Genomic DNA, 13,631 nt, shown 5'->3' with positions numbered 1-13,631 from the left:
CTAAATGGCATAATTAATACTCAACATCCAAGTACGTGGAGAGCCTGGAAACATTCTGATTTTATCATATCCTCCTACCCAATACGTGGTGTTGCTTAGGTTATTGGCATTTAATTGAAGTTGACATTTGCCTACTTTATAATAAATAGCCCCTGTTAACAATTGATAGGCTGGAATTGCTTGTGGTGCTGCACCCGCTGCCACGATAGACCCCAAACGTTCCGTTGCGAAGTTTGTACCTAAACCGATGCCCAAACCACTTAAATTTCCTTTGCTGATAACATATTTTGTCCAAATATTCCCTTGATGTTTTGGGGCATTGGGTTTCTGACGACCAATCAGGGTTTCGTCTTTACTTTGCGTGAACGTGGCATCATTGTAAGAGTAATTGATAATTAAGTTCCAGTTGGTTGCTAATTGCCCAATAATATCAAATTCAATTCCTTTTGAAACTTCTCGTCCTACTTGCGTTAATAAATCAGGTTGTCCGCTTACGCCTGCGTTATACAAAGCTCCATCTACGGTTAGTTGATAAATGGAAACATTGGCAGTTAAACGCTTATCAAACCAATCTGTTTTTGCTCCAACTTCGTAAAGGGTGCTATAAAGTGGGTCAAATGGCCCACCAGCATTTACATTTGAAACCGCCGTTGAAGTCTGTGGTTGATACCCTTTAACAAATGTTCCATACGCATTAATATGATTATTGAGCGTATAAACCAATCCAACTCTTGGGATGAGGGCTTTTTGGGTTACTTTATTCTCGGTCGAAGTATTATAATTTTCTAAATCTGTAAAATAATCCTGACGTAAACCCAATAGCACTTGTAGGTTTTTATAGGTTATTTGGTCTTGTAAATAAATTCCTTGAGTGGAATAAAAAGTTGATGGATAGTCTGTTCGTTGATAGAAATACTTGCTCATATCAGCCAAAAAGTATGGATTGGTAGCTTTCAAATCATAATGAGCAACATTAGGAACGGGGTTTCCAGCGGCATCTAACAGATAATTAGCCTTTTTTGTAGCATCATACGTATTGATACTTCCTGTATTGGTGGCATTTCGGTATCCTCGGGCGGTAAGTTGTGAGCCTCCAGCGGCTAAAACTTCCTGAGCATAATCGTAACCAATAACGAGTTTATGGGCGGTTTTCCCTAAATCAACATCTATATTAAAATAGTTAGAAACATTATCTACGTTGAAAGTCCTTTTACGGATAAACACCTGCATTTCAACCTGTGAATCAATCAGTTTACCCGCAGCATCTTTGGCATAGGTATTGGCAGAACGATGTTCTAATAAATCTTCATCATACGAAGTTCTCATAAATGATGAATTAAAGCTGATACGATTAGAAAACTTATGATTTAACGATACCGTTGCATTATATACGTTTTCTTTTAAATAATCATTTGAACGATTTAATGATTTTGAAATTGGGGTAGAATATAAATCTCCTGTTCCCAAAACAGATTGTCCTCTATCTAAACGAGAGTCGCCATTTTGTAGAACAATATCAAAGTTTATACGGGTTTTATGGTTGGGTAAAAACGAGAAAGAGGGAGCAATGATGTAATTTTTTTCAAATTGCAAATCACGAAATGACCCTGAATTTTCGTAACCTACGTTTAGACGATATAACAAAGTTTTTTCTTCGTTCATTGGTCCTGTAAAATCTGCGGTAGTTCTGAAATTAGCGAAGCTTCCCATCGAGATATTAAAGGATTGACGTTTTTCGTCCAAAGGTTTTTTCGTCACACGGTTTAATGAACCACCAGCCGCAGCATTTCCGAAAAGTGCTGAAGAAGGTCCTTTAATGACTTCTACTCGTTCAATATGAGGTATCAATTGCTGTTTCCAGAAACTCGTAAATGCACGCATTCCGTTGACTAACATCGAATAATTATCGTTTCCACTTACTCGATGCCCTCTGATGGTGAGGTCATTATAAAAAGTAAACTGACTAACGCCACTCATGTTTTTGACCACATCATTCACCCGAAAAGCCGCTTGGTCTTGAATTAACTCTTTGGTTACATAGCTAATAGATTGAGGTAAATCTTTTAAAGCCGTTGCCGATTTAGAACCAATAAAAGTCGCACTGTTTTTATATTCAGTTTCTTTTCTTCCTGTTATTTCAACTGTTTGAAGTTCGGTTGAGGCTTCGTTTAATTGTAAAGAAATACTAATATTTGCTCCATCAATTTTTACAGGATGAAAAAGTTTTTCATATCCAACACCAGAGACTTCTAAAATATACTCTCCTTTCTCAATATTGGCTATGGAGAAAAAACCATCTTGATTACTTACTGTACCCCCTTTTGATGCTTTTATCTTTACCGTTATTCCCGCTAATTTTGTTTGTTTAGAATCTGTTATATGCCCCGATACATTATACTTTTGGGCAAATACAGTAATACTCAATAATAAAAATATATTTGTTAGAAAAAATTTCATAATTCGTAATTAAAATTTGAATGTAACACTACCCATTAAACGACGTGGCATTTGTGGCTCTACGGTTGACCACCCTCCGAAATACTCTTTATTGGTTAGATTATCGACTTTAAGCCCAATTCTGAACTTTTGAATACCATAAAAAACAGTAGCATTTAAAACCGTATAACTTGGGAGCGTAAATACACCTGTAATGGCATTATTGGTAATTTCATTTTTACTGACATAATTTCCTCCAAATCCTAAGCCTAATCCTTTTATTTTTCCATCAATGAAAGTATAGCTTGCCCAAAAATTGACTAAATCTGCTGGACCTGCACTTGTTGGACGGCGATTGAGCAAACTTTCTGCTACTTTTAATTGCTTGCTGTCATTATGAGCATAACCCAAAACGATATTCAACCCGTTAATTGGGTTTGCCACTAAATCAAATTCTACCCCTTTGCTTTGTTGAGACCCATCTTGAACTGTAACGTTATATTGTTTGCCATCACGAATTAAGACTTCTGAACGAGTCATATTATTAACCATAATATCATAATAACTTGCTGTCAAGCTCAAACGGCTTTGTAGAAGGTCAAGTTTAACCCCTCCTTCATATTGATTTGCTTGTTGTGGTTTAAATGTTCCGTCGAGGTCTGCTAAGGGTTGTATGACAGGGGCTACATTTCTAAAACCATTCATGTAGTTTCCAAAAAGGGAAACTTTATCTTTTAGTAATTGATAAACGATACCCAATTTTGGAGAAACAGCACTTTGATTGTAGTTGCCCGTTGTAATACCCGTTGCAAAATTGGTTGTTCCTATATTTTCAAAATGGTCAAAACGTAAGCTCATCATCAGCATCAATTTTTCGTTTATATTAACGACATCTGAGAGATATGCACTGTAAGTTCTTGAATCCGTTTGGGATTTAGTCGGAGCAGTATTAACCGCCAATTTAGCATCTAATGCCGCCTTTGTTAATAAAGCGTAACGGGTGTCATTGGCTTTACTGGTATTGACTTGGTCAAACTGAATATAATCAGTGCTATTATTGTGTGTGACAAGTTGTAAATAATCTAAACCAACAATTAAACGGTTACGAATTTTTCCAATAGTGAAATCTCCAATAAAATTTTGTTGAATATTGGTTGTTGTTCCTGTGGCATTTTGATTGCTAATGAAACGATTGACAAGAGTGTCATTGGTTGCCTGACGATACATAATATACGAATAGTAACCGTCTGATTTTCTAACACTTCTTGAAATATTTGTTTGAGAAGTCCATTTGTCAGAAATAGTATAATTGGCTTGTCCAAAAATATTTAACGTATTGTTTGTAATGGTTATATCATTGCTTGTATATGAACGCTTATAATCAAATTGTAATTCTGAAGGGTTTGTCGCAATTAATTTTCGGGTTCTATTCAGAAAAATCATGAGCGGATTCGTTCCCGTTTGCGTCATATATTCAGTTGTGATATTGAGTGATAGTTTGTCATTGACTTTATATGTTAGGCTCGGTGCAACGAATGAACTCTGTCTAAAACCAGCATCTTGGAAACTCCCCTGATAATTGGTTGCACCATTAATTCTAAATAAAGCTGTTTGGTCAGTACCAATTGGAGTGTTTATATCAAGCGTAAGACGGCTTAAATCAAAGCCCCCCATCGAATAACTGGCTTCTCCTCCAAAACTTTCGTAAGGTTTTTTCGTAACTATATTCAATAATCCCCCGAATGAAATCAAGCTACTGCCAAAGAGTGTTCCTGAAGGGCCTTTAATACTCTCAATTCGTTCAATATTGGCAGGGTCAATACCTCCGTTTGTTTGTCCAGCCACTCCATTAATCATTGTTGGCTGAACCGAAAACCCACGCATCGAGAAATATCCTGCTCCATCTCCCCCTCTTCCTGTGGCTGTCCAGAGTCGATTTACACCGGGAGCATTTTTAATAGCGTCATCAAAACTTGTAATAAGTTGTTCTTTTAACAGTTCTTTACTGACCACATTGTACGCCTGTGGGTTTTCAAGATTCTTGATAGGCATCTTTGCAATATAATCACTTTCTTTCTGGGCAAATTGATTTTTTGCAGAAATCACTACTTCCTGTAATTGATTGGCTGTTTCAGCTAAGGTAAAGTCAACAGTTAAGGTTTGTCCTGCTTTTACTTCAATTTTTTGTTCTTTCGTTTCTAAACCTATTAAACTTACTTTAAGAGTATAGTTTCCTGATTTTACACGTTCTATCCGATAGACACCATCGGCATTTGATATTGTTCCTTTATTGGTGTTACTCAACTGAACATTTACGGCTTCAGCAGGTTTGCCATCATGCGTCTGTATTTGCCCTTTTATCACTCCACTCTGAGCCATGCTCTGTAAAAGTGTTGCAATGCTCACTAACATTATTTGTAATATTTGTTTCATTATCTATGATTTTCAACTTCTATTTTATAATTGATGACACAAAGTTTATTTTTATTTAGATTAATTCCAAATAAAATTGCTTAATTATTTGGAATCATTCTAAATAAATAGCTACCTTTGGCTATGAAAAATTCAATAACTCTAAGATATTGAATGCGATATGTTAACTGATTGATGCAAAATTTGAAATTTAATAATGGGAAATAGTACGTAGATATATTATTCGTATAGGGTTGTAGGTGTATGATAATTTGCCTACAACACTTGATGAATGATAGTGACTCTCTATTGATTCCATTTAAAAATAAAACGAAACTATGTCGAGTTTAGCGGAATTGTCATTTACTACCCTGTCAGAGAATGCCCGCCCAATAGTACATAGTTCCTAAAAAAATGAATTGAATGAAATGTCAAAAGCCATTCAGTATTCATAATCAGGTAATAACTCAATTTTATTGAGCAACTTCCTAACGTTTTTTACTATTAAGTTATTTACAGAGCATTGGAAACGGTTCTGATGATGTCAGAACTGTTTTTAAATTTCTAAAAATTAAACAACTATTTGCTATGGAAACTGAATATAAAATTTTGATTCAGACACAAAACGCCTGTGTCTCACAATGTCATTGTTGTACCCAATTACAGGTTCAGTACAAGAATGTTATGATTTGTTTTGAGTGGAAGGATTTAATAGGTTTTCTACAAAGGTTAGACGAACTACCACCCAACGAACTTTATTACATTATCAATATTATCGACCTTAGGTGTTATCCAGCGGTGAATCTTGGGGTGTCGGCATCAGCAATGTGTTTGACCTTCAGTGAAGTGGAGGAGTTTAGAGCTATACTTTCAAGAGCATGTTTGAAAATGGATTTAGAAATGATTTTTAGAAAATCAATCCACAATAATTGATATGATTGAATTACAAAAAGCATCTCATTGCCCAATTTTTAAATTGATATTGGGTAAATATACAACTGTTCAGGATACGCAAAAATATTTAACTGAACTTAGTCTTAGAGTGGATAAACAAGACTTATTTGGCATAGTCATGGTATTTACTGATGGACAGCCCACTTTACAAAGAGGTTGTCAGAAATTAGAAAAAAATTGGTTGACACACCATAAAGATTCTTTTCATAAATATTGCTTTGGAATTGCAATGGTAACAAATTCTTGGACTATTCTCAATGTTTGGAGTCCAATTATTAAACAGCTCCTTAAACGGTTTTTAAAGGTAGAATACCATGTTTTTGACTGTAATTCAGATGCTCAAATATGGCTTATGGATAAGTATTTAGCGATAAAGCGTTTCTAAATGTTATCAGAAATTGTACCAAATAATTATCATTAGACTTCTTGCAAAATGGAAATACTTCATTTTAAAACCAATATTTCATCATATCTCATTGCTATATTAGACTTCCTGCGAAAGTGTTTTAAGTCGTAAAACAACATCTTTTCACTCGAAAATATACCATTTTTCAATCATAAAACACTTTCGCAGGAAGTCTATTAAATTACTCAAGAATGGTTGTACCAAATCCGCTACTTTTAGTGGCGGGTTTTTTATGGTAAGTAGGTATTGGGATTTAGGATTAGCTTAATTATCAATGGCTTATGAAATTTAAACTATATTTTGAGATTAGATAAGTTATTGATAACCAAGTTCATGATAATCCAAAATATCAAACCATACTTACTTAAATTCTAATATTAAAATAAACTTTCTTATGATTCACGAACACCAACTTAGAACAATTACTCAAAATAATAATGGATATATTGCTTATTGCGATGGTTGTAAAAAATATAATATTGCTTACAAAAATTCATTATTGGTTTTTACAGAATTGGAATTAGATGCTTTTAAACAACTCTTAGAAAATAGAATTGGAATTTATAGCTTTAGCACCACGCACGGCAAAGAATTATTCTTAAAAACACCTTTGTCAAACTTATTTATTCTCTTTACTGAAGTAGAATTAGAAGAATTGATAGATATGATAAGTAAAGTTAATTTTTTATTGAATGCTCATGTTAGGGCAAATAGTAATCCAAATTGAAACAGCATCTTCATAACTTTAATAGGGGCGACAAGATTTATATTATCAATTAATTTGTGCTTCTTATTTACTTTCAAATATTAGACTTCTTGCGAAAGTGTTTTAAGTCGTAAAACACTTTCGCAAGAAGTCTAATATGTTACAATATCTATTCTGTTATGCAGAATTCAAATATTCATAATCCCGAAAGTTTAAACAAATTCTATGAAAGGCTGTTGGTAAAAACGTTTACCCGTAGCTTTATAAAGTGCATTTGCCAATGCCGCATGAACAGGCGGATAGGCAGGTTCGCCCATTCCTGTTGGGTTTTCGGTGTTTTCTACAAAATGAATTTCAATGGCTTTTGGGGCTTCGTTGTGCCGAATCATCCGATAATTATGAAAATTATTTGACTCTGGAACACCTTTCGTAAATGACATTTTTCCGTACATGGCTGCTCCAACGGCATCAACAATGCCACCTTCCGACATATTTCTGGCGGCATCAGGATTTATCACAATGCCACAATCAATGGCACAAAAAACCTTATTGATAAGGGGCGAACCATCTTTTATTGTTAAATCTAACACATGAGCTGCATACGAATCATGACAGAAATAGGCTGAAAACCCTAATTTTTTAGATGACTTTGTGCTTTCCCAATTTGATTTTTCTTTTACCAATTCCAACACTTTTATAAATCGCTTGGCATCGTAATCGTTGTTTTTCCCAACGGGATTATCTTGGGCTTTTTTCAATAAATCAATTCTAAAAGCGATTGGGTCTTTCCCTGAGGTTTCGGCAACTTCGTCTAAAAAAGATTGTTCGGCAGCCGCCATAAAATTAGAATGTGGAGCTCTATATGAACCTACCGTAATGTTGGTTTCAAGCGTAAAATCTTCTGCTAAATAATTGTCAACCGCCCCCGCAGGAAAACGATTGGGTGCTAAAGGTGTTTGTGGCATTCCGCCTACTTTTACATGAAAACCTATCAAATTATTGTCAGCGTCGAGAGCTGCACGATATTTTGCTGAATAGCTTGGACGATAAATTCCTGCTGTCATATCGTCTTCACGAGTGTAAATGAGTTTTACGGGGGCTTTTACTTTTTGAGAAATTAAAGCCGCCTCTACCAACCAATGGGCATACGAACGACGACCAAAACCGCCTCCTAATCGAGTCAATTTAATATCTATTTTCTCCAAAGGAATTCCCAAACGTGTGGAAAGTGCTTGCTCGGTAAATTCTGGTTTTTGGAGTGGACCAGCAAGCCATACTTTTTCGTCGGTTACATGGGCAAAGAAATTCATCGGCTCCATGCAATTATGGGCTAAAAATGGCACATTGTAAGTTCTTTCGATAACTTTCGCTGCATTTTTGAAGGCATTTTCTACGTCTCCATCTTTTCTACGGACGTTGGCGGGTTTCGATAAACCTTCGGCTAATTTTGCTGAATGGTCGGCTGAATTTTCTAAACCTGCGGGTATTTTTTCTTCGATTTTTCTACCCAACATATTGCGTTTTTGAGTAAATGCAGTTTGTTCTTCCCACGAAACTTTCAAAGCATTTTTGGCTTGCATTACTTCCCAAGTGGAAGAACCTACAATTGCCACTACTTCGTTGAATTGGGTGGTATCAAAAAACGTTTTTTCGTAATCATCATTGAAGATTTTGATAAGAAAAATGTCTTTTATGCCTTTCATTTTCTTTATAACAACATCGTTCTGAATAGCTTTAAATTTCAAACCCATTGCTGGCGGATGCACAATCATGGCTATCAACATTCCGTCAACTTTGGTATCAATGCCAAAAAGGGGTTTTCCCGAAACAATTTTATCTAAATCTACATTTCGCTGACTTTTACCAATGATTTTAAAGTCTTTGACTTCTTTTAACTTTACGTCTTTCGGAACTGGAATTTGTGCCGCAGCTGTTGCCATTTCGCCATATTTGGCAGATTTCCCTGATTTTTTATGGAGCAAAACACCCAATTCTGTACTGATTTCTTCTACTGGCACATTCCAAGTCTTGGCGGCGGCTTCTCTCAACATCTGGCGAGCGGTTGCTCCTGCGGTTCGTAAGATTTGCCATCCTTGATGAATCGCTTGGCTACCTCCGATAAATTGTCGGGTAAAGTGTTTGGTATCTAAATCGGCTTGTTCGATAATGATTTTTGAAAAATCAACGTCCAATTCTTCTGCCACAATCATGGGCATAGAGGTTTTTACGCCTTGTCCGCCTTCTGGATTGGGCGACATGATTTTGATAACATTATCGGCTGTAATTTTGACAAAACCGTTGAGTTCGTTGAAATTCGAGGATTCGAGGAGTTGAGCTGGGGTTGCCTTCGACGTTGCGAATTTGTTTTCTTGTTTGGCAAAAACATCTTGATATAAACCTAACATAAAGCCACCACCCGAAAGAGCAGAGGCTTTGAGAAATGAACGGCGAGAAGCCATCAAATCGGCATCAGATGCCACTTTTTTTGGGTGATTTTTTATGTTTTTTTGCATAATGGATTCTTGAAGCGTATTTGAAAATCAGGAACAAAAAATACGTAATATGTTTAAATAATTTTCGCAATTCGTTTTAACAAATGAATTTACAAAATTTCTCAATATCTTCTTTTATTGTTTTTTCTACCGAACTTTTGTCGTCCAAAAAACTCTGAATTTCTACCGTATTTTTTTTGCCTTTTCGCCAAGTACCAACAAGTTCATTTTCAGATAAAATGGTAGGTTTAAAAATTCCATTACCTGTTTCTGCACTATCTACGCCTGCGGGCAATACGATATTTCTACCCTCCGAATAACCTACTGTATATTCATCATAACAAGGTAACAAGGCAAAACTTGGATGTTTTGGAATATTATTTTCAACTTCAAAATGATAATATTTCAGCGTGTCGTATGTAAATGAACGGAGCTGATTATCTAATTCTGTAATGCCAATTTTAGCATCATTCATGCCCAAACCACTCCACCAAACAAAATCTTTTAATGTGGCTGGTCCTCTGGATTTAAAATACAATTGGGCAAGTTTGACAATAGCTTCTTGTTTTGAAATGGCATTGGCTGTCGGTATTCTATTGTCAAATAAGGCATAAACATTCTTTTTGTTACCGTTACACAAAAGCATTTCAACTTCGGCTCGCATGATAATCTGTGTTGCTAATAAATGACTAACAACCATTTGCTGATTTGATAAACAAGATACAATTTCCTCTTTGGTCAGAAATTCATTACTGCTAAATTCTTGTTCAATTATTTTCCATGCTTTTAAAAATAGCTCGTCGGTCAGCCCTTGTTTTTTATCAATATACTGCGTTGCTTTTTTTACGTTGGGGGCAGATAATTGCATCATCCATCTAATATCTTTTTGATGAACCAAATGCCAAGTAGGTCGCAAAATATGCGTGCGGATAATTTTACCTGTATTAATGAGCTTTTCAATAGCAGTTTTATCAGGATTTTGCATCCGTAAGCCTATCGCCCAAAGTGACATGGAATAATCCTGAGCTTGCATAGCACCAAAATGAGCTACAATTTCCTCAGGATTATTAAAATAATTATCAGACAAACCCTGATTAAAAAGCCGTAATTGTATGATTTCGTCTCGATTCATTTTTTCACGTTAAAGCGTTCGAGCGTGTCATGGTCAACTACTTTTTTATCTGATGCGTATCTCTGACACTACTAAAAGTCAAAGCTAACATTTTCCAGTCTTTTTTCTGCTTTTGATACACTTCTGTTACTGTAAATTCGGTTTTGGCTTCTGTGCCTCTTACCATCGCAATTAAAGTAATTCTGTTCCAAACGATTGCCGTTTCGCCAGATATTTCAATGGCAGTATCATGTACTTGTGCTTCTTTGTACCAAATACTCCCTGTTTTGATGATTTCGAGTTCTTCGTCGGTTTTCCATGTGCCGCTCATATGTACAAATTTGGCTTTGGCATCGAATAAATCCTTCAATTTATCTATGTTTTTATCAGCCATCCATTGCCATTTGTCTTTGGATAGTTGAAGTACAGTTTCTTCGTCTTTTGTTGATTGAGCAAAAGAAAAACTTGTTCCTAAAAGGAAAAATACGATGATTAAATGTTTGATTTTCATTGTTTTATATATTTGTTTATTTTTAGAACGCAGATGACGCAGATACAAGTAACACAGATTTTACGGATTATTATTGAAATCTGCGATAATCAGCGTTCCATTTTATCATTTATAACTTCCTTTCCCCCAACCATTTCACCATTGCAGGGTCACGGTGGTCGAAAAAGGCACTTGATTTTGTGTCTAAGGTTTTGATGAGTTCGATTTCTTCTTGACTCAATTCAAAATCAAAAATGTTGAAATTCTCTGCCATTCTTTCTTTTCTGATTGACTTTGGAATAGCTACAACGCCTCTTTGTGTTAGCCAACGAAGCACCACCTGAGCAATAGATTTATCGTATTTTTTACCAATTGAACCCAATAATTCATTTTGAAAAAGATTATTTCTACCTTCTGCAAATGGTCCCCAAGATTCAATCTGAACATTATTTTCAAGCATAAATTGTTGATTGTCAATTTGCTGATGAAATGGGTGCGTTTCTACTTGATTTACGGCAGGTAGAATTTCATTATGAACTATCAAATCCATTAATCTATCAGGATGAAAATTACTTACACCGATTGCTCTAACTTTTCCTGCTTTGTACAATTCTTCCATCGCTCTCCACGAACCATAAACATCGCCATACGGTTGATGAATGAGGTAAAGGTCGAGGTAGTCTAATTGTAATGCTTTCAAAGATTTTTCAAAAGCTCTTTTTGTGCCTTCGTAGCCATCCGACTGAATCCAAAGTTTGGTTGTAATGAATAAATCTTCATCTCCTCAAATCCTCAACTCCTCAAATCCTCATCTCCTCAAATCCTCATCTCCTCAAATCCTCATCTCCTCAAATCTTCAACTCCTCAAATCTTCATCTCCTCATCTCCTCATCTCCTCATCTCCTCAAAAAATCAAATTCCTCTCGACTGAATTTTACCTCTGTATTTTACCGCTTTCTCTATTACATCCAATCTTGCTTTACGTGGGTCGGGTTTGCTTACAATTTTTCCGTCTAACTCTACATCAAGCATATCTTGATTTTTGTTATTGTAAAGTGTCCAATTGGGTACGCCTTGCCCGTTTGGATTACCTGTTTTAGCAAAATTTGTCCAATAGATATTCATGTTTTTTGCTAATTCTTTTTCTTGTGCGGTAGGTTCGGCAGGAGGTCCCCAACGAGCGTTTAAGGTATTGAATGCAAACGAAACCTCTGAACCATGACCAGCACCATAAGGCGAACGTTGTTGAGCATTAGCAGGCACATAACCAAACTGATACATATAAACGGGAGCTTGTTTTGCAAGGAAAACTCTCGCCGTCATGCGTGCAGGCTCTCCCCAAACCCAGTCTGTGTTAAATTTTGCAATCACTTCATTAAAATTTTTGCTACCATCTGCATCATAAGCGGTTTTTGCTTCGGCTTCTAAGTCGCCAAATGACGCAAATAATTCTTCTTTGGTTTTGGCACTACTTACAAAAGCTCCACCGATTTCAGCACTACAATTTCCTATCATCAAAGGCATTTTTGGCTGACGACCTGCCATATAGGCACTTTCGGCGGTTTCTACCACTAATTTTCCATCAAGAATCGGCCCTGAATAAGTACGTGGCCCGTTTACTCCGTCAGTTTCTTGACCGCTATCTATTATTTGTTCAACTTTTAACGCTCTTAATTTTGCTAATGCGGCTGCATCTGTGCCTTCAATTCCTTGTTTTTTGGCAAAATTCATTCCGATGGTTTCTGCCGAAACGGTATAAAAAATATCGGCATTTTCTTTGCTAATAGGTCTGCCTGTAAGTACACCGTCTCTTCCACCGCCAGATTCACTTATTAATTTATGAAAAAGCCCTTTAGCTGCAGGAATTGTCAAGAGAGAATGCACAGAAACACCACCCGCCGAAAAACCGAAAATGGTTACATTCTTAGGGTCGCCACCAAAAGCAGCAATGTTTTTCTGAATCCATTGAAGAGCTGCAATTTGGTCCATATATCCATAATTTCCTTTTAATTCATTTGGAAATTCAGCATTTAAAGCGGGATGAGCAAAATATCCTAAACGTCCCAAACGGTAATTAATGTTTACTAAAATTACCCCATTTTGGGTAAATTCATGACCAAAGTTTTGTGGACTTGAGCCACTTCCACCTGTAAATCCACCGCCGTGAATCCAAACCATTACAGGTAATTTTGATTTTGAAGTATAGTTTGCAGGCGTCCAAAGATTAAGATAAAGACAATCCTCTGACGAGCCTTCGGCGATTGTTCCAGGTTTTGCTCCCCAACCTGCCTGAGCACAGTTCGAGCCAAATTTAGAAGCATCAAATTCTCCTTCCCAATTTTTTACGGGTTGTGGTGGTCGCCAGCGAAATTCACCCACTGGCGGGGCAGCAAAAGGAATTCCTTTAAAAATAGCCACATCACCTTCCGTAGTGCCTTTAACAATACCATTGACTGTGTTTACTTTTGGACTAAGATTCTGAGCAATTGACGAGAACGCAAATGTTACTAAGAATCCAAAAAATATCTTTCTCATGATTAAATTTTGATTTACAATACAAAGGTCTTATCAATTTTCAAGAGGGATGGTATAAAAATTACTGCATTTTCTACCATTTTTACTGA

At 36.2% G+C, this 13,631-nt stretch carries 10 protein-coding genes; 3 read left to right on the top strand and 7 right to left on the bottom strand.

Going from position 1 to position 13,631, the window contains the following annotated elements:
- Positions 1–2,457, bottom strand: a complete 2,457-nt coding sequence (locus LV89_RS19185) for a TonB-dependent receptor (RefSeq protein WP_109744542.1) — start codon at positions 2,455–2,457, stop codon at positions 1–3.
- 9 nt (positions 2,458–2,466) lie between these two features.
- Entirely contained in the window at positions 2,467–4,869 is a 2,403-nt protein-coding gene (locus LV89_RS19180; protein WP_109744541.1) for a TonB-dependent receptor, read from the bottom strand.
- Between the two features lie 567 nt (positions 4,870–5,436).
- Between LV89_RS19180 and LV89_RS19175 the strand changes: the two genes are divergently transcribed.
- From LV89_RS19175 to LV89_RS19165, 3 genes are all read left to right on the top strand, one after another.
- Positions 5,437–5,781, top strand: coding sequence for a DUF6686 family protein (locus LV89_RS19175; RefSeq protein ID WP_109744540.1), 345 nt, complete (start codon positions 5,437–5,439; stop codon positions 5,779–5,781).
- Between the two features lies 1 nt (position 5,782).
- A complete protein-coding gene (locus LV89_RS19170; RefSeq protein WP_109744539.1) occupies positions 5,783–6,187 on the top strand; it encodes a hypothetical protein in 405 nt (134 codons plus the stop codon).
- Positions 6,188–6,602: 415 nt separating this feature from the next.
- Positions 6,603–6,935, top strand: coding sequence for a DUF6686 family protein (locus tag LV89_RS19165; RefSeq protein WP_109744538.1), 333 nt, complete (start codon positions 6,603–6,605; stop codon positions 6,933–6,935).
- A gap of 191 nt (positions 6,936–7,126) precedes the next feature.
- Here the strand turns inward: LV89_RS19165 and LV89_RS19160 are convergent, their stop codons facing one another.
- The 5 genes from LV89_RS19160 to LV89_RS19140 form a co-directional block, all read right to left on the bottom strand.
- Positions 7,127–9,427, bottom strand: a complete 2,301-nt coding sequence (locus LV89_RS19160) for a xanthine dehydrogenase family protein molybdopterin-binding subunit (protein WP_229201555.1) — start codon at positions 9,425–9,427, stop codon at positions 7,127–7,129.
- 76 nt (positions 9,428–9,503) lie between these two features.
- Positions 9,504–10,538 carry a winged helix DNA-binding domain-containing protein gene (locus LV89_RS19155; protein WP_109744537.1) on the bottom strand — a complete coding sequence of 345 codons (1,035 nt, stop codon included), beginning with the start codon at positions 10,536–10,538 and terminating at the stop codon, positions 9,504–9,506.
- Positions 10,539–10,575: 37 nt separating this feature from the next.
- Positions 10,576–11,028 carry a nuclear transport factor 2 family protein gene (locus LV89_RS19150; protein ID WP_109744536.1) on the bottom strand — a complete coding sequence of 151 codons (453 nt, stop codon included), beginning with the start codon at positions 11,026–11,028 and terminating at the stop codon, positions 10,576–10,578.
- A gap of 109 nt (positions 11,029–11,137) precedes the next feature.
- Positions 11,138–11,773 (bottom strand): aldo/keto reductase, encoded by a 636-nt coding sequence (locus LV89_RS19145; RefSeq protein WP_262509873.1) that lies wholly within the window; start codon positions 11,771–11,773, stop codon positions 11,138–11,140.
- 146 nt (positions 11,774–11,919) lie between these two features.
- Positions 11,920–13,542 carry a carboxylesterase/lipase family protein gene (locus tag LV89_RS19140; protein ID WP_109744535.1) on the bottom strand — a complete coding sequence of 541 codons (1,623 nt, stop codon included), beginning with the start codon at positions 13,540–13,542 and terminating at the stop codon, positions 11,920–11,922.
- Positions 13,543–13,631 lie beyond the last annotated feature (89 nt).

This window comes from Arcicella aurantiaca, from assembly GCF_003148625.1.
In the GTDB taxonomy this organism is placed as follows: Bacteria; Bacteroidota; Bacteroidia; order Cytophagales; family Spirosomataceae; genus Arcicella; species Arcicella aurantiaca.
This window is presented reverse-complemented; position numbering and strand designations above follow the sequence as displayed.

Coding starts and splice junctions, on each gene's coding strand:
- LV89_RS19185 (WP_109744542.1), bottom strand. CDS start 2,457: ATGAAATTTTTTCTAACAAATATATTTTTATTATTGAGTATTACTGTA.
- LV89_RS19180 (WP_109744541.1), bottom strand. CDS start 4,869: ATGAAACAAATATTACAAATAATGTTAGTGAGCATTGCAACACTTTTA.
- LV89_RS19175 (WP_109744540.1), top strand. CDS start 5,437: ATGGAAACTGAATATAAAATTTTGATTCAGACACAAAACGCCTGTGTC.
- LV89_RS19170 (WP_109744539.1), top strand. CDS start 5,783: ATGATTGAATTACAAAAAGCATCTCATTGCCCAATTTTTAAATTGATA.
- LV89_RS19165 (WP_109744538.1), top strand. CDS start 6,603: ATGATTCACGAACACCAACTTAGAACAATTACTCAAAATAATAATGGA.
- LV89_RS19160 (WP_229201555.1), bottom strand. CDS start 9,427: ATGCAAAAAAACATAAAAAATCACCCAAAAAAAGTGGCATCTGATGCC.
- LV89_RS19155 (WP_109744537.1), bottom strand. CDS start 10,538: ATGAATCGAGACGAAATCATACAATTACGGCTTTTTAATCAGGGTTTG.
- LV89_RS19150 (WP_109744536.1), bottom strand. CDS start 11,028: ATGAAAATCAAACATTTAATCATCGTATTTTTCCTTTTAGGAACAAGT.
- LV89_RS19140 (WP_109744535.1), bottom strand. CDS start 13,542: ATGAGAAAGATATTTTTTGGATTCTTAGTAACATTTGCGTTCTCGTCA.